A 20657-nucleotide genomic window follows, 5' to 3' on the forward strand; every position below is an offset into this window, starting at 1 on the left:
GCCGGAACTTGCTCGGCAAAAGGCAGCCCTGAGGCTGCCTTTTGTTCATCTGAGCCGTGAGTCAGGACAAGAACCCGCCATCCACATTCAACGAAACCCCGGTCGTGTAGCTCGACGCATCGCTGGCGAGGTACAGCACCGCACCGGCCATTTCGCTCGGATCCGCTACGCGCTTGAGTGGGATCTGCTGCAACGCGGTCTTCAAGATCGCGTCGTTCTTCACCAATGCCGAGGCAAACTTGGTGTCGGTCAGGCCAGGCAGCAGGGCGTTGCAGCGGATGCCGAACTGCGCGCATTCCTTGGCGAACACTTTGGTCATGTTGATCACGGCGGCCTTGGTCACCGAGTAGATGCCCTGGAAGATGCCCGGCGAGATGCCGTTGATCGAGGCGACGTTGATGATGCTGCCGCCGCCGTTTTCGCGCATCAGTTTGCCGGCTTCGACCGACATGAAGAAGTAGCCGCGGATGTTGACGTCGACGGTCTTCTGGAAGGCGCTGAGGTCGGTGTCCAGTACGTTGCAAAACTGTGGGTTGGTCGCCGCATTGTTGACCAGGATGTCCAGGCGCCCGAACTGTTCCTTGATGCCGGCGAAGACCTGGCTGATCTGTTCCATTTCACCGATGTGGCAAGCGACAGCGGTGGCTTTGCCGCCGGCGGCGATGATTGCGTCGGCCACGTGCTGGCAGCCGTCGAGCTTGCGGCTCGAGACGATGACGTGGGCGCCTTGCTGGGCCAACAGTTTGGCGATGGCCTCACCAATGCCGCGGCTGGCACCGGAGACGAAGGCGATTTTGCCGTCGAGGTCGAACAACTGAGTCTTGGACATGTTTTTTCCTTGTTATTGGGCCAGGGAATGCAATCAGAGCCGCACAATCAGAGGCTGGATTTCGAGATGACTTGCAGGCTCATCTGCTCCAGCAGTTTGTTCATGTGAATGAACTGCGCGAAGCGTTTGTCCTGAGTCTGACCGTGGAAGAAGCGGTAGTAGATCTGCTGCACGATGCCGGCCAGGCGGAACAGGCCGTAGGTGTAGTAGAAGTCGAAATTGTCGATCTGGATGCCAGAGCGCTCGGCGTAGTAATCGACGAATTCGCGGCGGGTCAGCATCCCCGGGGCGTGGCTCGGCTGGCGACGCATCAGTTGCACCGGCGCCGGGTCTGCGGCTTCGATCCAGTAGGCGAGGGTGTTGCCAAGGTCCATCAGCGGGTCGCCGAGGGTGGTGAGTTCCCAGTCGAGCACGCCGATGATTTGCATCGGGTTGTTCGGGTCGAGGATCACGTTGTCGAAACGGTAGTCGTTGTGGACGATGCTGGAGGTCGGGTGATCGGCCGGCATCTTGTCGTTGAGCCAGGCCTTGACCGCTTCCCACTGCGGCGCGTCCGGGGTCAGGGCTTTTTCGTAGCGGTCACTCCAGCCTTTGATCTGCCGCGCCACATAACCTTCGGGCTTGCCCAGGTCGCCCAGGCCGTAGGCCTTGTAGTCGACCCGATGCAGTTCAACGAACTTGTCGATGAAGCTTTTGCACAAAGCTTCGGTTTGCGCCGAATCCAGGCCCAGTTCCGGTGGCAGTTCCGAGCGCAAGATGATGCCGTTGACCCGTTCCATCACGTAGAACTCGGCGCCGATCACCGATTCGTCGGTGCAGTGCACATAGGCTTTGGGGCAATACGGAAAACCGTCGCGCAGTTGATTGAGGATGCGAAATTCGCGGCCCATGTCGTGTGCGGACTTGGCTTTGTGGCCAAACGGTGGCCGACGCAGGACGAACTCCTGCTCCGGGTATTCCAGCAGGTAGGTCAGGTTCGACGCACCGCCTGGAAACTGGCTGATCTGAGGCAAGCCACTCAGGCCCGGAATGTGGGCCTTGAGGTACGGATCGATCAGGCTGGCATCGAGTTCTTCGCCGGTGCGGATACGGGTGGACTGGTCAGTAAGCGCCATGCTTATCCCTTCTGCTTATTTTGGAGGCCAGACATCATTGGCTAATCTAATGGTGCGCCGGGGTAGCCACAAGCGTGGCGCGGTCTTATAGGTTAGCGTGTTGCTGGATAATCAGCGTTCCTGATGTGCGGGGACAGGCGCGGGAGGGATCAGAGCTCAGGTGCGCCCAGCGCCCCGTCTCTGGACGCTGATGGGCGTCTTTCAGTCAGCGAACGAGTACGGGGGTGACTGGCGCGGGTAACTCAATGGGCGTCATCACCGGCAGGCCGGAAAAGAACGCCACCAGGTTTTTCCCCACCAGTTCAACGGTGCCTTGGGTCGCTTCCGGCGACAACCCCGCGACATGCGGCGTCAGGATCACGTTGGTCAGCGACTTGAATGCGTCCGGCACATGAGGCTCGGCATCGAACACATCCAGCGCGGCTCCGGCAATGCGTCGCTGTTCAAGCGCGCTGACCAGGTCTGCCGTGGCGATCACCGAGGCTCGGGCGATGTTCACGACGAACCCCTTGGGGCCCAGGGCGTCGAGGACGTGTTTATTGATCAGGTGTTTGGTGCCCAGGCCGCCGGGCGTGGCAACGATCAAAAAGTCCGAGGCGCGAGCCAGTTCGGTCGGCGTCGAGCAGAAGGTATAAGGGACGTCGCTGCGATGCTGGCGGTTGTGGTAACTCACGGTCATGTCGAAGCCGGCGGCGGCGCGTTTGGCGATGGCCATGCCGACCGCGCCGAGGCCAAGGATTCCCAGGCGCTTGCCGGCCAGGGAGGGGCGCATGATCTTCGGCCACTCGCCGCGGCGTACAGCGGCGTCGCAACGGGGAATGTCGCGAACCAGCGCCAGCAACATCGCCATGGCATGGTCGGCGACGGAAGAAGCATTGACGCCGGCGCCATTGGTGACGGTGATGTCCCGGTCGGCGGCGGCCTGCAGGTCGACGTGTTCGTAACCGGCGCCGATCACGCAGATGATTTTGAGGTTGGGCAGGGCGGCAATTTCATCGGCGTACAGACCCAATGGACCGCGAGTCAGTACCGCATCAATCTGAGGGCCATGCCGTGTGATGGCGGCGGCGCGCTCGGCCGGCGTCGGTGCCAGAATCAGGTGAAAGCCCTGATGTTCGAGAATCGGCAAGTAATCGTTGATGGTTTCAACCAGTACCAGAACGGTTGCAGGCATGCTGGGCTCCTGTGGGTATTGAATGTCGGATCTCGAATGTTGCTTCAGATTGCTGATTCCAGAGGAGTTTAGCAACGACCGGGGATTGCACACGCCGTTGATCAGACTGATTCATCTTGCGAGGTCAGAAAATGGCGGGCGGCGTCGAGAATCTCATCGGACAGTCCATCCCCGCGTGTGGCGCGAGCCAGGGTCAGCGCGCCGACCATCAACGAATAATCCACCAAGGCTTGTTGGCGATTGGCGTCGGGCTGATCCGAACCCATCAAGGGGGTGAGCATCTGCAGTAAGGCTTCCAGCCCCTGGGTGTAGGTCTGGTGCAAACCGCTTTCGGCGGTTTCATGGCACATGTCGCCGGCAAACGCCGTGACCGGGCAGCTTTCGCCCGGATTGTCGCGATTGGCCGCCGACAGGTAGGGCGCGATGATGCTCGTGCGGGCCGAAACGCTGTCATCGTTGGCGTCGATTTTCTGCTTCCAGCGTTCCATCGACTGGGTGAACGCCCGGGTGCAGGCCTCTTTCGCCAGCGCTTCCTTGGAGTCGAAATGACCATAGAACCCGCCATGGGTCAGGCCGGCCGCGCCCATCACGTCGACAACGCTGATCCCGTGCAGGCCGCGCTCTCGAAACAGTCGCGTGGCGGCTTCGACGATGATCTCGCGGTTGAGTTCGGCTTGTTTGCGGGAGACTCGAGGCATGGCGGCTCACAGGTAGGGAAGGTGTTTAGATGACTAGCATCATAAGGAACTGTCGGGCGCGTGTCAGTGAATGACTTTCACGGCAACAGTCGGCCCGGCCGAAGGATTTTTCTTTCCCGATTGCAGGACGTAAACGCCGCCGAGGATCAGCAGCATCGCCAGCAAGTCGAGGCTCTTGATCGGCTCGCCGACCAGCAGCGTGCCGATCAGCAAGGCAATCACCGGCGGTATATAGGTGACGCCCGAAGCGGCGAGGGCGCCCAGCCGTTGCACGATGAAGTAATAAAGGATGTAGGCGACACCAGTGCCGGCCAGCCCCAGGCCCAATATCACACCCGCCAACGCCACCGGGTCCAGCGAGATGCGCGCCATGTCGTGCATGTCGGTGATGAGCGTGATCAGCACCAGGGCGAAACCGATCTGATAGGTCGACAGCGCCAGCGGCGACAAACCCAGCGGCGTGATGAAGCGTCGGGCGTAGACAAACGAGCAGCCGACGCTTAGCGAGCCGGCGATCATGTACAGCACACCGCTGACATCGACACCGGCCGCCAGGCTGTTCCAGGGCCGGGCAATCAGAATCACGCCGACAAAACCAAGGAAGATGCCAAAAGCCGTGCGGGAATTAAGCGGTTCGGCACGCAGGAACAGCCACGCGGTGACGAAGGAAAACAGAGGGATCGCACCGCTGAGCATCCCGGCCACGCTGGACAGCAACAAAGAAGTTCCTTTGGCGAAGGCGTAGTAGTAAATCACCGTTGCCAGCAGCGCCATCACCAGGAAGTGATGGCTGAAGCGCAGGTGCGACCAGCTCAGGCTACGACGCGCAAGGGCGAATGCCAGTATCGGCAAGAACCCGAACAACACCCGCAGAAACACGATTTGGGTAGGAGTAATCCATTCCGCGGCCCACTTCATGAAAATGAAATTGGTGCCCCAGATCAGGCCGAGCAAAGCGAACGCGATATACGCGGCCTGTTTCATGAGATGTCCTCCGGGGACCTTGTAAAACGCCAGGCGTGACGGCAATCAGTTGGCGTATTGAGCGATGCCATTGCCGAATGACCAGTTCTCGGGCTTGCCTTCCACCAGATTGATGAAGACATCTTCCAGGCGAACAGCCAGTTCAGCGTTGAGGCTTTCGGCGATGGTCTTGTAGAGCAGTTTTTTCTGCTCGAGGGTGCGGCCTTCCCGCAAAGTGATCTGGATGATCACCAGGTTGTCCGTGCGATTGATGCCCATGTAAACGGGGTCAAAGATGAAGTGGTTCTCGTCGTGTTCGGCGAGGATCTGGAAGTTATCGTTCTCGGGGACGCCAATAGTGGCATGCATGGCAGTGTAGATCAGTTTGCCGATGCGCTTGGCGAAGGTCGGGTCCTGGTTCTTTTTGATATCGACGCGAACGAGTGGCATGGGAGGTCTCCGTAAAAGAGGGCTGCCGGTCAGCAGGTGAATTTAAAATACATGACGCCAATACTTTATTAAATAGATTTTTCAAAACATCTATTTTATTCCGATGTAAGGGCGCCACGGGTCCAGTGTAGGAGAGCGCCACAAAGGCACGCGTCCACAGGGTCTGGATCTGATCCGCACAACCATTCCTCAGCTAAGTCTTTGCTTCTGTTCATTAATCCCGGACAATCGCGCCCCTGTTTCGGCCAGGGCGCTGCCCGTCGGATTTTTCCGACTCGTCCTGACCGGGTAGCAAATGACCGGAATGCGGAGATCCCACCGGATGAATGATCAGGCCAATAGCGTCGACGAACGCTATGTAGCGGCGACACCAGCGACTCTCACCAGCTGGAATCGCCATGACACCACCTGGATGCTCGGCCTGTTTGGCACGGCCATTGGAGCCGGTACCCTGTTTTTGCCGATCAACGCGGGCCTGGGCGGTTTCTGGCCGTTGCTGATTCTGGCGGTGCTGGCATTCCCGATGACCTTTTATGCGCACCGCGGCCTGACCCGCTTTGTATTGTCGGGCCGCGAAGGCGCGGACATCACCGAAGTGGTGGAAGAACACTTCGGCATCAAGGCCGGTGCGCTGATCACCTTGCTGTACTTCTTCGCGATCTTCCCGATCCTGCTGATCTACAGCGTGGCCCTGACCAACACCGTGGGCAGCTTCCTCGAGCATCAACTGCACATCATGCCGCCACCGCGCGCCGTGCTGTCGTTGGTGCTGATCCTCGGCCTGCTGGCCGTGGTGCGTTGCGGCGAGCAAGTCATCGTCAAGGCCATGAGCCTGATGGTCTATCCGTTCATTGTGGCGCTGCTGTTCCTCGCGGTGTTCCTGATTCCGCACTGGAACGGCGGCATCCTGGCCACGGCGTCGACCCTGCCTGAGCCGTCGGCGCTATTGCACACGCTGTGGCTGGCGATTCCGGTGATGGTGTTCTCGTTCAACCACTCGCCGATCATCTCGGCGTTCGCGGTGGACCAGAAGCGTCGTTATGGCGAACACGCTGAAGAACGCAGCTCGCAGATCCTGTCCCGCGCCCACATCTTGATGGTGGTGATGGTGATGTTCTTCGTCTTCAGCTGCGTGCTGACCCTGTCGCCGGCGCAACTGGCGGAAGCCAAGGCGCAGAACCTGTCGATCCTGTCGTACCTGGCCAACCACTTCAGCAATCCGACCATTGCCTTCGCGGCGCCGTTGATTGCCTTCGTGGCCATTTCCAAGTCGTTCCTGGGGCACTACATCGGCGCCAGCGAAGGCCTCAAAGGCTTGATCGTGAAAAGCGGCAAACGCCCGGCGCCCAAGACGCTGGACCGCATGACCGCCGCGTTCATGCTGGTGGTGTGCTGGATTGTCGCAACCCTGAATCCGAGCATCCTCGGGATGATCGAAACCCTCGGTGGCCCGGTCATTGCGGCAATCCTGTTCCTGATGCCGATGTATGCGATCCGCAAAGTGCCGGCGATGGCGCGCTTCCGTGGCCAGGCGTCCAATGTCTTCGTGACGGCGGTGGGCCTGGTGGCGATTTCGGCGTTGATTTTCTCCCTGAAAGATTCTTTGGGGTTTTGAGAGCGTCATCGCGGGCAAGCCCGACTCCCACAGGAATTGCGCAGGACCTGAGGGAGCGTGGCTTGCCAGCGATGAACGATAACGCGGTCTCACTGAACTAAAGCTAAAACAAACGCCGCTCATCTCTCGATGGGCGGCGTTTTTTATTGCGTAGCAGAACGCACACACCTGACACAGCGCAGCCGTTCCCCGGGATTAGCGGCTAAGCTTGCGGCTGCATCAGCGCGTCGTAGACCGTTTGCCGCAGGATTGCCCCTTTGTCTGGAGACGCTTTATGGCAGATGCCCACGGCGCATCGGTGCAACCCCGTGCCGATACGCCAAACCGCTGGCTCGACGTTGTGGCCGGTGTGTCGATTGCCGGTTTGTTGTTGCCCGAGGCCGTTGCCTATTCCAGCATTGCGGCGCTGCCGCCCCAGGCCGGGGTGATTGCGCTGTTTGCCGGGTTGTTGTGCTACGGACTGTTCGGCACCAGCCGTTTCGCCATTGTTTCCGCGACCTCTTCCTCGGCAGCGGTGCTGGCCGCCGCCACCGCCACGCTGGCCAACGGTGATTCAGGCCTGCGCATGACCCTGGCGATCGGCCTGGTGCTGGTGACCGGTGGTTTCTTCCTGTTGGCCGGGCTGTTCAAACTCGGCAGCGTGACGTCATTTATCGCCAAACCGGTACTGCGCGGCTTCGCATTCGGGCTGGCCGTGACCATCATCCTCAAGCAAGTGGCGAGCATCGTTGACGTGCACTTGAGCAACGGCAACCTGATCCGTTTCCTGCCGCAATTGCTGGAGCAATGGCCGCAGTGGAATCGGGTTGGCTTGCTGGTCGCAGCGGTGTCGCTGCTGGTGTTGTGGGTGTGCGCACGTTTTCGGCGATTACCGGGAGGCCTGCTGGTGGTGGCACTCGGCATTGCCGCCGGGCAATGGCTGAACCTGCCGGCATATGGGGTGAAGCTGATCGGTGTGATCGACCTGAGCCTGGAAGTGCCCCGCCTGCCGGTGCTGCCGTTTGCTGACTGGCTGCACCTGGGGGAATTGGCGTTTGCCATGGTGATGATCCTGTATGCCGAATCCTATGGATCGATTACCTCGTTTGCACTCAAGCATGGTGACCGGGTTTCCTCGAACCGCGATTTGCTGGCCCTCGGTGCGGCCAATCTGCTGTCAGGCTTGTTCCACGGCATGCCGACGGGCGCCGGTTACTCCGCGACGTCGGCCAATGAGGCGGCCGGTGCCGGTTCACGCCTGGCCGGTGCGGTAGCGGCGGGGGTGGTGTTGCTGATTGTCTTGACCGTGCTGCCCTGGATTGCCTTGACGCCCGAACCGGTGCTGGCCGCCATCGTCATTCATGCACTGGCGCGCGGCTTGAGCCTGCAGCCATTGGGTCGGTATTTCATCTGGCGTCGCGACCGCTTGCTGGTGATCTGCGCGGTGGCTGCGGTGTTGGTGCTTGGCGTGCTGGACGGCTTGCTGGTGGCGGTGGTGATCAGCGTGGTGCTGATGCTCAAACAGATGTCTTCGGCAGATATTCAAGTGTTGGGGCAAATGGGTGACGGCCATGATTATGTCGACCTGCAACGCCATCCCGATGCCCGGGCAATCCCCGGCGTGCTGATCGTGAGGCCCAGCGAGGCGCTGTTTTTCGCTAACGTGGAGCGCATTCTGGGCGGCGCACTGCATCTGGCCCGGCACGCGGAGCCGCCGGTGCATACGATCATACTCAGCCTGGAAGAATCCCCCGACCTGGACGGCACCAGCATCGAAGCGCTGGAAGCGTTCTTTTTGCAGGTGCGAGCGCTGGACATGCTGTTGATCCTGGCGCGGCTCAAGCACGAAGCCAAAGCGGTGCTCGCGACGTTACCGACGCAGGAACTGGAGCAGGTGATGCTCAGTGGCTTGAGCGTCGACGGTGCGGTGCAACAAGCCCTCAATCCATCCACTTAACTCTGTGGGGGCGAGCAAGCTCGCTCCCACAGGGGGGGGCACAAACCGGCTGGCATAAAAAAACGCCGCTCATCTCACGATGGGCGGCGTTTTTTATTGCGTTGCAGCGTTAGGCTTGAACGACCGGGATGTTGGCGTTCGCAGCAGCTTCACGGAACTCGGCGATCTGGTCGAAGGACAGGTAGCGGTAAACATCAGCCGCCATGCTGTCGATCTTGCCAGCGTATTCCATGTACTCCTCGACGGTCGGCAGGCGACCCAGGATGGAAGCAACAGACGCCAGCTCGGCCGAGGCCAGGTAGACGTTCGCGCCGTCACCCAGACGGTTCGGGAAGTTACGGGTCGACGTCGACACCACGGTGGAGTTCGGCTCTACACGTGCCTGGTTACCCATGCACAGCGAGCAGCCTGGCATTTCCATGCGTGCGCCGGCCTTGCCGTAGATGCCGTAGTAGCCTTCTTCGGTCAGCTGGTGAGCGTCCATTTTGGTCGGCGGCGACAGCCACAGACGGGTTGGAAGCTGACCTTTGACCTGATCTAGCAGTTTACCGGCAGCGCGGAAGTGACCGATGTTGGTCATGCACGAACCGATGAACACTTCGTCGATCTTCTCGCCAGCAACGCTGGACAGCAGACGGGCGTCGTCCGGATCGTTTGGCGCGCAGAGCACAGGCTCTTTGATGTCGGCCAGGTCGATTTCGATGATTTCAGCGTATTCCGCGTCAGCATCGGCAACCATCAGCTCAGGGTTGGCAACCCAGGCTTCCATCGCTTGAGCACGACGTTCCAGGGTACGCGCATCGCCGTAGCCTTCGCCGATCATCCAGCGCAGCAGGGTGATGTTGGAGTTCAGGTACTCGGTGATGGAGTCTTTCGACAGCTTGATGGTGCAACCGGCAGCCGAACGTTCAGCCGAGGCGTCGGACAGCTCGAAAGCCTGCTCGATGCTCAGGTTGTCCAGGCCTTCGATTTCCAGGATGCGGCCGGAGAAGGCGTTCTTCTTGCCTTTCTTCTCGACGGTCAGCAGGCCAGCCTGAATCGCGAAGTAAGGAATGGCGTGAACCAGGTCACGCAGGGTAACGCCCGGTTGCATTTTGCCTTTGAAGCGCACCAGGATCGATTCCGGCATGTCCAGCGGCATAACGCCAGTGGCGGCGGCGAACGCTACCAGGCCAGAACCGGCCGGGAACGAAATGCCCATCGGGAAGCGGGTGTGGGAGTCACCACCGGTACCGACGGTGTCCGGCAGCAGCATGCGGTTCAGCCAGCTGTGGATGATGCCGTCGCCCGGGCGCAGGGAAACGCCGCCGCGGGTCATGATGAAGTCTGGCAGGGTGTGGTGGGTGGTCACGTCGATCGGCTTTGGATAGGCCGCGGTGTGGCAGAAAGACTGCATCACCAGATCGGTCGAGAAGCCCAGGCACGCCAGGTCTTTCAGTTCGTCACGGGTCATAGGACCGGTGGTGTCCTGAGAACCGACGGTGGTCATCTTCGGTTCGCAGTAGGTGCCAGGACGAACGCCTTTGCCTTCTGGCAGACCGCACGCCTTGCCGACCATTTTCTGTGCCAGGGTGAAGCCTTTGCCGGTGTCGACAGGTGCTTCAGGCAGCTTGAACAGGTCGGTAGGGCCCAGGCCCAGTTCGGCGCGAGCCTTGTCGGTCAGGCCGCGGCCGATGATCAGCGGGATACGGCCGCCAGCACGAACTTCGTCCAACAGAACCGGAGTCTTCATTTCGAAGGTGGTCAGGACTTCGTCGGTGCCGTGTTTGCAGACTTTGCCAGCATGCGGGTACAGGTCGATCACGTCGCCCATGTGCATGTTGGTAACGTCGAACTCGATTGGCAGTGCGCCAGCATCTTCCATGGTGTTGTAGAAGATTGGAGCGATCTTGCTGCCGAAGCAGAAACCGCCAGCACGCTTGTTCGGCACGTTAGGAACGTCGTCGCCGAAGAACCACAGTACCGAGTTGGTGGCGGATTTACGCGACGAACCGGTACCGACCACGTCACCGACGTAGGCGATCGGGAAGCCTTGACCGCGCATTTCTTCGATCTGCTTCATCGGACCGGTGACGCCCTGGACGTCAGGCACGATGCCTTCACGGGCCATTTTCAGCATGGCGAGGGCGTGCAGCGGGATGTCCGGGCGGGACCAGGCGTCCGGAGCAGGGGACAGGTCGTCGGTGTTGGTTTCGCCGGTGACCTTGAACACGCGCAGGCTGATCTTGTCGGCCAGCACAGGACGGTTCTTGAACCACTCGCCGTCAGCCCACGACTGAAGCACGCCTTTGGCGTGTTCGTTGCCGTTCTTGGCTTTTTCCGCGACGTCGTGGAATGCATCGAACATCAGCAAGGTGTGCTTGAGTTGAGCGGCAGCGACTGGGGCCAGTTCGGCGCTGTCGAGCAGGTCAACCAGGGTCACGATGTTGTAGCCGCCTTGCATGGTGCCGAGCAGTTCAACAGCGCGTTTCTTGTCGATCAGAGGGGAGGTTGCTTCGCCTTTGGCGAGGGCAGACAGGAAACCGGCCTTTACATAGGCGGCTTCGTCCACACCTGGTGGAATGCGATTGGTGATCAGGTCAACGAGGAAAGCTTCTTCGCCAGCCGGGGGATTCTTCAGCAGCTCGACCAGGCCTGCAGTTTGTTCGGCGTTTAGCGGCTGGGGAACGATACCCAGTGCTGCACGCTCTTCGATATGTTTGCGGTAGGCTTCAAGCACAGTTATTACCCTCATCAGTGGTCCCAAATGGGTGTCCGGGACGCTCATCCCGAAATTGCCGTACTCATGCGCTGCGTGGCGTTGTGGGCCACTTAGCCAGAATTACCGGCAATTCCTTACAGAAGCTGCTTTCAAAGTTTTACGCCTGCAGAACGGGGAGCTGATGAGGGTTGGCGTTGGGCTTTTCCCCGCTGGAAAAACCCATCGCCAACTCCGCTCTGAAGGAACGACTGTGCTCGTGACGCTTTGAAAACAGCTTCTAACGGACATTGGCGCCTTAAAAGGCTGGCTGATTCTACGGCAAAAAAAATATAAAGGTAAGTTAGCCCCTCAAGATTGAGGGGTGATCAATGTTAGACAAAGGGCTAACATGCCGGCCTGTTCTGCTTTCCCGTGTTCCCCTGACCTATGCCCAATCAGACCATCAAGACCCCCTGCGTCGGCCTCTGCTCCACTGTTTACGGTGATCTGGTGTGCCGTGGCTGCAAGCGTTTCCACCATGAAGTGATCAACTGGAATGGTTACAACGAGGAGGAAAAGCGCGCGGTGTGGCTGCGTCTTGAGCAGCTGTTGTCCCAAGTGATGGCCAGCAAGCTGGAAATCTTCGATCCCCAGCGCCTGCGCTTGCAACTGGAGCAGCGCAAGATCCGCTTTGTGCCGCATCAATCCGAGTATTGCTGGGCTTATCAGCTGATCGCCCGTGGTGCGCGGGTGATCAACAATCTGGAAGCCTACGGGATGGTGTTGATGCCGGAGTTTCGCGACTGGAACCTGCCGGAATTGCGTGACGCCATTGATCGGGAATTCTTTTTGCTCTCTGAGGCGCATTATCAGCGCTACATTGCGCCCGGTTTCCTCCGGGATGCGTTCGGTGGCTGAAAAGCATCGCGGGCAAGCCACGCTCCCACAGGGTTTGTGTCTTGCACGATGGTTGTGATCGACAAAAAACTGTGGGAGCGTGGCTTGCCCGCGAAGGCGATCTACCAGGCACCGCCCATCTCAATGCTGAGTCACAATCTCCTCCAGATGATCCATGATCGTATCCGGCTTCAGCACCAGCACATCGCTCTCCACCGCATCCAGCACCACCTCCGCCGTATTCCCGATCAACGCCCCGGACAACCCGCTCCGTGCCACGGTACCTATCACCGTCACCGCCGCCTGAAGCTTGTGCACCATGAACGGAATCAACACATCCGCCGGACCTTCCTCGATGTGCAGGTGGTCATCATCGATATCGAACTCGGCCTGAAACGATCTGCACTGCTCGCGATAGCGCGCCTCGATGGTTTCGCTGAGCTGCAGCGTCGGGTCGGCCGCCGACAGCATCGGTGACGGATGGGCACTGACCACGTGCAGATGGGCCTTGGCGAGGCTGGCGATGTCGTAACCGTGATCGACGATCGTGGCGTGCAACGTGCGGTGCTCGCCATCGGTATTGCCGACGTCAATGGCCGCGAGAATGACCCCGCCGGTCCACGGTTTCGAGGTTTTGACGAGCAGCACCGGCGTCGGGCAATAACGCAGCAGTTTCCAGTCCGCCGGGGTCAGCAGGGCTTTTTTCAACGGGCTGTCGGGGTAATGCTGTTTGATCACCAGCCCGCAGCCTTCCGCCTGCTGCACATCGATGATTGTTTCGTGCAGGCTCTCATTCCAGGCCTGCTCGGTGGTAACGCTATAACCGTCCTCCAGCAGCGCCGCCTTGAGCACGCCCAACATGCCGCTATGGTCATGCTTGCGATCGCACACCAGCAGATGCAGATGAGCCTGGGTCACGCCAGCGATCAGTTTGGCCCGTTTGAGCGCCAGGCTTTCCGAGTGTTCGGGTTCGATGACCACCAGGATGCTGCGAATGGCTTGCATGATCGGGATCTCCAGGAAGGTAAAAAATACTGCGTTGGACAACTATAGTTGTTCGCCGCCAACCCGGTACTTGATGCATATCAACGGCGGCGACTGGTGGTCTGGCGGCAGGCCGGTATAATCGGCGCCCTTCGATTCAGACCTTTTATTCCGTGAGCCCCATGATCCTTCCCGAAATTCACGAGTTCCTCGGCTGCCGCACCCCCGATGGCTGGGTCCAGGCCGCGCTTGCCGATCAGGAAACCTTGCTGATCGACCACAAGAACTGTGAGTTCAAGGCGGCCAGCACGGCGTTGAGCCTGATTGCCAAGTATCACTCCCATGTCGACCTGATCAACCTGATGTCGCGTCTGGCCCGGGAAGAGCTGGTGCACCACGAGCAGGTCATGCGCCTGATGAAAAAGCGCAAGATCGAATTGCGTCAGCTGTCTGCCGGGCGTTACGCCTCAGGCCTGCGCAAAGTGGTGCGCAGCCACGAGCCGGTCAAGCTGGTGGACACGCTGGTGGTCGGCGCGTTTATCGAAGCCCGCAGCTGCGAGCGTTTCGAGGCGCTGGTGCCGCATCTGGACGAAGAACTGGGCAAGTTCTATTTCGGCTTGCTGAAAAGCGAAGCGCGGCATTTCCAGGGTTACCTGAAACTGGCTTACCAGTACGGCGACGCCAAGGACATTACCCAGGTCATTGACCGGGTCCGCGCCGCCGAGCAGGAATTGATCGAGTCGCCGGACGTGGAGTTCCGTTTTCACAGCGGTGTCCCGGCAGCGGCGTGATCCGCCGTCCGCACGTTGCAATCTTTTGCGACTGAATTGTTAAAAACTCTTAAGAGTATGAAAGATCACTGAAAACCGGCCCCCGAGGCCGGTTTTTGCTGCCCGTCATCACCGTCCCGTCACCGATTGGCGCCATAATGCCGCCCCACTTCACACAAGGGTTGGCAGACGGTCGTTATGGATAACCTGGGTTTTGGCAAAGTATTGCTGGTGGAAGACGACGAGAAGCTCGCCGGGCTGATCGCGCATTTCCTGTCCCAACATGGTTTCGAGGTCCGCCAGGTTCACCGCGGCGACCTCGCGTTGGCCGCGTTCCTCGAATTCAAACCTAAAATCGTCGTGCTCGACCTGATGCTGCCGGGGCAGAGTGGCCTGCACGTGTGCCGCGAGATCCGCAGCGTGTCCGACACGCCGATCGTCATCCTGACCGCCAAGGAAGATGACCTCGATCACATCCTCGGCCTGGAGTCCGGTGCCGACGACTACGTGATCAAACCGATCAAACCGCCAGTGCTGCTGGCCCGCCTGCGTGCGTTGCAACGGCGTCAGGCGCCGGACAGCAGCGTGTGCAGCGCCCTGGAGTTCGGCAACCTGAGCATCGACCGCAGCTGTCGCGAAGTGCGGTTGGCGGGGGAGGTCATCGAAATGACCACCATGGAATTCGAACTGCTGTGGTTGCTGGCCAGTGCCGCCGGCAAGATTCTGTCCCGCGACGACATCCTCAACCGCATGCGCGGTATTGCGTTTGATGGCCTCAACCGCAGTGTCGACGTCTACATCAGCAAGTTGCGCGGCAAGCTCAAGGACAACCCGCGCGAACCGGTGTGCATCAAGACCATCTGGGGCAAGGGTTACTTGTTCAATCCGTTTGCGTGGGAGCTGTAAATGCTGCGGTTATTTCTTGGGCTGTTTCTGGTGATGACAGTCGGCCTGGTACTGGGGTTGCAAACGGTCGAGCGCACGTTCGATGCACTTCTCGATGGTCAGATGCAGAGCTACAACCGCGAGGCGGTGCGTGGCCAGGCCTGGTCGCTGGCCGAGCAGTTACGCGATCTGGACAGCTCGGACCGGGAGCGCGAACTGGAAGCGGTGCGCCCGCACTATGGCTTGGGCCTGACGCTGGTCGAGAGCAGTCAACTGTCCCTGACCGATCAGGAAAAAGCCGAGTTGGCCCAAGGGCTGCTGGTGATTCGCGACAAGTACACGCAGTTCATTTCACGCATTGACGAGGGTTCGCAGTTGCTCAGCATCAAGCTGCCGGCCGAGCCCAGCCTGATGCCGTTCTACATTGCCGCGGCGTATCTGATGATCGCGGTGATGATCGGTTTCGTGTTGATGTTCTGGGTCCGCCCGCATTGGCGAGACCTGGAGAAACTGCGGCTGGCGGCCGAACGTTTTGGCGATAACGACCTGTCGTCGCGGATCCAGCTGTCCAAACGCTCGAACATTCGTGACCTGTCCGGGCACTTCAACCTGATGGCGGCGCGCATCGAAGGCTTGATCGCCAATCAGCGCGAACTGACCAACGCGGTGTCCCACGAGTTGCGCACGCCGATTGCCCGGTTGTCATTCGAACTCGATCAGCTCAAGCAACAACCCGATCCGACCCAGAACCGCGAACTGATTGCCGACATGTACGCCGACCTAGGGGAACTCGAGGAAATGGTTTCTGAACTGCTGACCTACGCCAGCCTTGAGCGCGGCGCCACGGTCATCACCCGGGAAAACATCCAGGCCAACAGTTGGCTGGACAGCGTGGTCGGCAGCGTGGCCCTGGAGGCCGAGGCTGCCGGGGTGCAGTTGTTGATTGTCGAGTGTCAGGTCGACGAGGTTCGTATCGAACCGCGGTTCATGGCCCGGGCGGTGATCAACCTGCTGCGCAATGCCATTCGCTATGCCGATGAGCGGGTGGAGGTGTCGTTGGTCCGTACCGGTGATCGCTACGAAGTGCGAGTCAACGATGATGGGCCGGGTGTGCCGGTGGACGGGCGCGAGAAAATCTTCGAACCGTTCTCGCGCCTCGACGCCAGCCGTGATCGCCGCACGGGCGGGTTTGGTTTGGGGCTGGCATTGGTGCGGCGGGTATCGCAATCCCATGGCGGGCAGGTGGAAGTCGGGGATTCGCCTTGGGGTGGGGCGTCGTTTCGCATGACGTGGGCGCATCAGGATTAATGATGTGTTTCTCGCGGGCCCCATCGCGGGCAAGCCACGCTCCCACAGTTTTTATGTCGTAAACATAATTTGTATACGACTCGGTCCTGTGGGAGCGGGCTTGCCCGCGAAGAGGCCCTCAGCAACACCGCATTGTCAGAAGGTGTACACAAGCTGCCCAGCCAGAGATGCCTGCATCCGCCGCTCGACAATCGGGCTGTCCGCCGCATCACCCGCCAGATACTGCACGGCCAGCATCGTCGACACACTCCACTGATCATCAATCGGCATCAACCAGGTCAACTCCGCCCCGCGACTCACCAGCCCGCCATGAGTGTCATGCGCCCTGAACTGGCTGCGCGAAGCCTGGGCGGCGCTGACTCCATACCAGGTGCGCACGTAATGACTGTCACCAAACTGACTGTTCAGACTGCCCACGAGCTTGCCGTAGTCACCCTGATAAAACGGTGCGCTGATGCTCAGCTTCAGGCGATTCCAGGCCGAGCCGGTATCGTGATCGTCATCGTCCTTTTCCAGCGCATGCTCAAAACTGGCACCGAGAATGATCGGGCCCATGTGGTAAGTGCCGTCCAGACCCAGCGCCGGCCGCGCCTTGATCGAACCCATGCCGCTGAGCTCGTCCGAGCCTTTGAAACCGGTCTTGCGATCCTTGCGCACATCGCTTGCGCCGATGTACACGCTCAGGCCGAAGTCGTCTTCATCAAACGCCCAGCCCAATCCCTTTTCCGTGTCCAGAAAGAGGCCATAGGGGCTGACCACCTTGGCGCCCAGCAGCGGCGCCACCACGCGCTCGTCGCTGCCGCTGTAACGCGGCACGCTGGCGGCACCGGCGCGCAAGGTGTATTGCCAGTCTTCAGCGCGTAATGAGTCGGCGGGAAGCAGCAGGCAAAACGAAGTCAACGACAGACACAGCGAACGTAACATGGGAGCACCCGAGGGGAGGTTGGATGCGCCCATGCTAGGCGGCTGCCGGCCGGCAATCTTTGAGAGCTTTGTCGGGAAACTGTCAAAGACTGTGAAGCGGCTTTAGCGGCTCAAACCCAGGCGTTCATGCCATTGGGCGATGGACTCCTCGGGGTAGACGTCGAATTGCTGGTCTGCAGGATGCGCATCAACTTCCACCCACGGCGCCTTGGAGCCGAGCATCAAGTGCGTGTGTTCCGGTGGCACCGGCAATGGCGTGTCGATGGCCGAGGCAAACGGATGGATCAGCTCAGGCCACTCAGGGCTGAACAGCCACAACCCTGACCCGCAAAGGCTGCAGAAATGCCGTTCGGCGCTGCTGCTGTGGGCACGTTTGTCGCCTTCGTCCTTGAGTCGTGCGTGATAAATCGCGATGTGCTTGCGGCCGCGAACTTTCAGGCTCTGGGCATCGCCGCCGAGGTTGATTGCATAACCGCCACCGCCTTGGGTCTTGCGGCAGATCGAGCAGTAGCAACGCTGATACGGGTAGGGGTGGGCGCTGTTCAAACTGAACGACACAGCGCCGCAATGGCAGGCACCTTCGAGCTGCATGGGAACCTCCGACGAGGGTTGGTTTATCCCTGACAGCCTAGACCGTCAGCGAACGTCAACCGGCACCAGAATCGCATCGCCGGTCGCCACTAGTTTCAGCTGGTCGCCGGTTTGCGCGAACAACTCGGCGCGGGCGAACACCTGCTTCTTGCCAGCTTTTACCACCCGGCCCCTCGCGATGAACACTTCACCGACGGCGGGTGCCAGGCAGTTGACTGAAAAGTGCGAAGCCAGCACGTTGCCAGCGACCGTCCCGGCGGCGAATCCGCAGGCCGTGTCGAGCAGCGCGCCAATCAGGCCGGCGTGCAGGAAACCGGCATATTGCGCCATGTCAGCCTCGCGAAAAGCCAGGGTCAGCTCGGCTTCACCGTTTGCGGCTGCGGTCACTTCGAAGCCGGCCCAGCGGTTGAAGGCTGAGGTTGAATTGATGTGTTTGAGTGCGTCGAGCATGGCGAATCCCTCCGGTTGAGACACCAACATGCGCCGGGTTTTGAGGGATGTCATGGTGGATAAGGGCGGGTGATGGAGTGCAGGATTTTTGGTGAATGTGCTGGCCTCATCGCGGGCAAGCCCGCTCCCACAAGGATTGTTGTCGTATACAAAACTTGTATTCACAGAAGACCCTGTGGGAGCCGGGCTTGCCCGCGATGAACGATAAAGCGGTCTCACTGGACGCCCACCCATGGCCAAGGCAGCATGGTCGCCTTCACCACCGGGGCTGAATTCATGCGACGACTGCCTTCACTAGCAGCACTCAGAACCTTCGAATGCGCTGCCCGCCACGCCCATTTCGGTCGGGCCGCCGCCGAGCTGTGCGTCACCGACAGCGCCGTCAGCCATCAGATCCGCCAGCTCGAAGAGCACTTGGGCGTCTCTTTGTTCATTCGCGAAGGCCGGCAAATCCGCCCGACCATGGCCGCGGGCCGTTTGATGCAAAGCCTGCAGCACGCCTTCGAACTGATCGGCGAAGCCTGCGATGAATTGCGCGACCCGTCGTCACTGGCGGTGTTGCGCCTGGCGGTCACCGCCGAGCTGGCGCAAAAGTGGCTGATGAGTCGGCTCACGGACTTCTACGCGCGCTATCCGCACATCACCCTGCACCTTTACGAACAACCGATTGACGCCACGGCGCCGGGGGAAGACATCGACCTGGCAATCACTTACGGCACGGGCCCGGTCGACAGCAGCGCGTACTTCGTCCGACCCTTGCCGGCGCTGCAATTCTTCCCGGTGTGCAGCCCCGGCCTGTTCAACCAGGGCACTCTGAAAACCCCGAAAGACCTGACGCGCCATTGCCTGCTCCACGACGATCAGGACGGCAAGACCTGGACCGCGTGGCTCACCAGTCATGCCGGCGATCAGCGTCCCGAGCGGCAACTGTATTTCGCCCACGCGGGCCTGGCGCTCGAAGCGGCGGCGCAAGGGCAGGGCGTGGCCATGGGCGACAATCTGACGGCTCAGGAAGACTTGCTCAGCGGTCGTCTGGTCCGGCCGTTCACCGCCAGCATGACCGCGCTCGGGCAATATGCGCTGGTGTGCGAGCGAGTGCGCCTGGAGCGTCCGGCCGTGGCGCAGATGCTGGAATGGTTCAACGATCAGCTGATCGATTGATGAGTTGAATTCAAGTATTCCGAAATAATCATCGTTGGCGAGGAGGGCGCTGACGACCTTAGCCTGTGGTCATTCCAATCCCCGCTGATGAGGTCTGACCATGGCACGTTTGCTCGATTCCACCCCGAAACTCGACGGCTTCCGCCTGCCCGGCGAATTCGAAACCAAGGCCGGTTGCTGGCTCGGCTGGCCGGAACGTACCGACGTCTGGCGCAACGGGGCCAAGCCTGCGCAGAAAGTCTGGGTGCAAATCGTCACCGCCATTGCCCAGAGTGAACCCGTGACGGTGTGTGCTTCCGCCGCGCAATTCGCCACCGCCCGCCGCCAGTTGCCGCCTCAGGTCCGGGTGGTGGAAATGACCTGCAACGACACCTGGTTCCGCGACAGTGGCCCGTGCTTTGTGGTCAACGACGACAGCGGTGAAGTGCGCGGCGTCGACTTCGAGTTCAACGCCTATGGCGGTCTCGACGGCGGCTTGTACTACCCGTGGGACAAAGACGATCAGATCGCCAGCAAGATCCTCGAAATAGAGCGTTTCGACCGTTATCGCGCGCCGTTGATTGCCGAACTGGGCGGGATCCAGAGCGACGGCCAGGGCAGCATCCTCACCACCGAGCAATGCCTGCTCAACCGCAATCGCAACCAGCATCTCGGTAAGGATGAAGTCACTCTCCGCCTGACCGATTACCTCGGCGCCGAGCAAATCATCTGGCTGCCACGGGGTTGCAAGTTCGACGAAACCGACGGCCACGTCGACGATCTCGCTTGTTTCGTGCGCCCCGGCGAAGTGGTGCTGCAATGGACCGACAATCGAGATGACCCGCAGTGGGAGATCTATCAAGAGGCCTACGACATTCTGCGCAGCACCCGTGACAGCCGTGGTCGCGAGTTGATCGTGCACAAGCTGCCGCAACCGGATGTGCTGGAATGGACCGCTGAAGAAGCCGAAGGCCTGGACCAGCAAGACAGCACCCATACCCGTCAGGCCGGGACTCAAATCTGTGCGTCGTACATCAACTACTACGCCGGCAACAGCTCGATCGTGGTGCCGCTGTTTGGTGATCGCAACGATCAGGCGGCGCAGGCAACCCTGGCGGAATTGTTCCCGCAGCACAAAATCGTCGGCATCGAAAACTCCCGGGAGATCCTCCTCGGTGGCGGCAACGTCGCCTGCATCACCATGCCGCAATACGCCGCCCCCGCCAGTAACAGGAAGGGAGTTTAAAT

General features: G+C 60.2%; 19 protein-coding genes. 8 read left to right on the top strand and 11 right to left on the bottom strand.

Going from position 1 to position 20657, the window contains the following annotated elements; genetic code table 11:
- Window positions 1-61 precede the first annotated feature (61 nt).
- From K0F88_RS02880 to K0F88_RS02905, 6 genes are all read right to left on the bottom strand, one after another.
- The gene (locus K0F88_RS02880) at window positions 62-829 is read right to left on the bottom strand and encodes an SDR family oxidoreductase (RefSeq protein ID WP_219093920.1); all 768 of its coding nucleotides are present in this window, start codon (window positions 827-829) and stop codon (window positions 62-64) included.
- A 47-nt stretch (window positions 830-876) separates the two neighbouring features.
- The gene (locus K0F88_RS02885) at window positions 877-1944 is read right to left on the bottom strand and encodes a phosphotransferase family protein (RefSeq protein ID WP_219093922.1); all 1068 of its coding nucleotides are present in this window, start codon (window positions 1942-1944) and stop codon (window positions 877-879) included.
- Window positions 1945-2149: 205 nt separating this feature from the next.
- Window positions 2150-3118 carry a 2-hydroxyacid dehydrogenase gene (locus K0F88_RS02890; protein ID WP_094467719.1) on the bottom strand — a complete coding sequence of 323 codons (969 nt, stop codon included), beginning with the start codon at window positions 3116-3118 and terminating at the stop codon, window positions 2150-2152.
- 101 nt (window positions 3119-3219) lie between these two features.
- Complete coding sequence (locus tag K0F88_RS02895; RefSeq protein WP_094467718.1) at window positions 3220-3816, bottom strand: TetR/AcrR family transcriptional regulator; 597 nt, start codon at window positions 3814-3816, stop codon at window positions 3220-3222.
- A 63-nt stretch (window positions 3817-3879) separates the two neighbouring features.
- Complete coding sequence (locus K0F88_RS02900) at window positions 3880-4800, bottom strand: DMT family transporter (protein ID WP_219093924.1); 921 nt, start codon at window positions 4798-4800, stop codon at window positions 3880-3882.
- A 45-nt stretch (window positions 4801-4845) separates the two neighbouring features.
- Window positions 4846-5229, bottom strand: coding sequence for a tautomerase family protein (locus K0F88_RS02905; RefSeq protein ID WP_094467717.1), 384 nt, complete (start codon window positions 5227-5229; stop codon window positions 4846-4848).
- Window positions 5230-5551: 322 nt separating this feature from the next.
- Here K0F88_RS02905 and K0F88_RS02910 point away from each other — a divergent pair, with 322 nt between their 5' ends.
- Both K0F88_RS02910 and K0F88_RS02915 read left to right on the top strand, forming a co-directional pair.
- On the top strand, window positions 5552-6844 hold the full coding sequence (locus tag K0F88_RS02910; RefSeq protein ID WP_219093926.1) for a serine/threonine transporter: 1293 nt from the start codon (window positions 5552-5554) through the stop codon (window positions 6842-6844).
- Between the two features lie 274 nt (window positions 6845-7118).
- On the top strand, window positions 7119-8780 hold the full coding sequence (locus tag K0F88_RS02915) for a SulP family inorganic anion transporter (protein ID WP_094467715.1): 1662 nt from the start codon (window positions 7119-7121) through the stop codon (window positions 8778-8780).
- A gap of 109 nt (window positions 8781-8889) precedes the next feature.
- Here the strand turns inward: K0F88_RS02915 and acnB are convergent, their stop codons facing one another.
- Window positions 8890-11499 carry a bifunctional aconitate hydratase 2/2-methylisocitrate dehydratase gene (acnB, locus tag K0F88_RS02920; protein ID WP_219094275.1) on the bottom strand — a complete coding sequence of 870 codons (2610 nt, stop codon included), beginning with the start codon at window positions 11497-11499 and terminating at the stop codon, window positions 8890-8892.
- A gap of 408 nt (window positions 11500-11907) precedes the next feature.
- Here acnB and K0F88_RS02925 point away from each other — a divergent pair, with 408 nt between their 5' ends.
- Window positions 11908-12378 carry a DUF1289 domain-containing protein gene (locus K0F88_RS02925; protein WP_094467712.1) on the top strand — a complete coding sequence of 157 codons (471 nt, stop codon included), beginning with the start codon at window positions 11908-11910 and terminating at the stop codon, window positions 12376-12378.
- A gap of 120 nt (window positions 12379-12498) precedes the next feature.
- Here K0F88_RS02925 and K0F88_RS02930 read toward each other — a convergent pair whose 3' ends face one another.
- On the bottom strand, window positions 12499-13362 hold the full coding sequence (locus tag K0F88_RS02930) for a universal stress protein (protein WP_219093928.1): 864 nt from the start codon (window positions 13360-13362) through the stop codon (window positions 12499-12501).
- Between the two features lie 161 nt (window positions 13363-13523).
- Between K0F88_RS02930 and K0F88_RS02935 the strand changes: the two genes are divergently transcribed.
- From K0F88_RS02935 to K0F88_RS02945, 3 genes are all read left to right on the top strand, one after another.
- Window positions 13524-14132 carry a tRNA-(ms[2]io[6]A)-hydroxylase gene (locus K0F88_RS02935; protein ID WP_219093930.1) on the top strand — a complete coding sequence of 203 codons (609 nt, stop codon included), beginning with the start codon at window positions 13524-13526 and terminating at the stop codon, window positions 14130-14132.
- A 177-nt stretch (window positions 14133-14309) separates the two neighbouring features.
- Entirely contained in the window at window positions 14310-15017 is a 708-nt protein-coding gene (locus K0F88_RS02940) for a response regulator (RefSeq protein WP_219093932.1), read from the top strand.
- The gene (locus K0F88_RS02945; protein WP_094467708.1) at window positions 15018-16304 is read left to right on the top strand and encodes an ATP-binding protein; all 1287 of its coding nucleotides are present in this window, start codon (window positions 15018-15020) and stop codon (window positions 16302-16304) included. It abuts the gene before it with no gap.
- Window positions 16305-16439: 135 nt separating this feature from the next.
- Here the strand turns inward: K0F88_RS02945 and K0F88_RS02950 are convergent, their stop codons facing one another.
- The 3 genes from K0F88_RS02950 to K0F88_RS02960 all read right to left on the bottom strand — a co-directional run bounded on the left by K0F88_RS02950 (window position 16440) and on the right by K0F88_RS02960 (window position 18269).
- A complete protein-coding gene (locus tag K0F88_RS02950; protein WP_094467707.1) occupies window positions 16440-17228 on the bottom strand; it encodes a MipA/OmpV family protein in 789 nt (262 codons plus the stop codon).
- Between the two features lie 102 nt (window positions 17229-17330).
- Window positions 17331-17819 (bottom strand): GFA family protein, encoded by a 489-nt coding sequence (locus K0F88_RS02955; protein ID WP_219093934.1) that lies wholly within the window; start codon window positions 17817-17819, stop codon window positions 17331-17333.
- 45 nt (window positions 17820-17864) lie between these two features.
- Complete coding sequence (locus K0F88_RS02960) at window positions 17865-18269, bottom strand: PaaI family thioesterase (RefSeq protein ID WP_094467705.1); 405 nt, start codon at window positions 18267-18269, stop codon at window positions 17865-17867.
- 276 nt (window positions 18270-18545) lie between these two features.
- Here K0F88_RS02960 and K0F88_RS02965 point away from each other — a divergent pair, with 276 nt between their 5' ends.
- A complete protein-coding gene (locus K0F88_RS02965) occupies window positions 18546-19430 on the top strand; it encodes a LysR substrate-binding domain-containing protein (RefSeq protein ID WP_094467713.1) in 885 nt (294 codons plus the stop codon).
- Window positions 19431-19530: 100 nt separating this feature from the next.
- Window positions 19531-20655: an agmatine deiminase gene (gene aguA / locus K0F88_RS02970; protein WP_094467704.1), complete on the top strand. Its 1125-nt coding sequence runs from the start codon at window positions 19531-19533 to the stop codon at window positions 20653-20655.
- Window positions 20656-20657 lie beyond the last annotated feature (2 nt).

It is taken from the genome of Pseudomonas sp. UMAB-40, from assembly GCF_900095275.1.
GTDB lineage: Bacteria > Pseudomonadota > Gammaproteobacteria > Pseudomonadales > Pseudomonadaceae > Aquipseudomonas > Aquipseudomonas mandelii_B.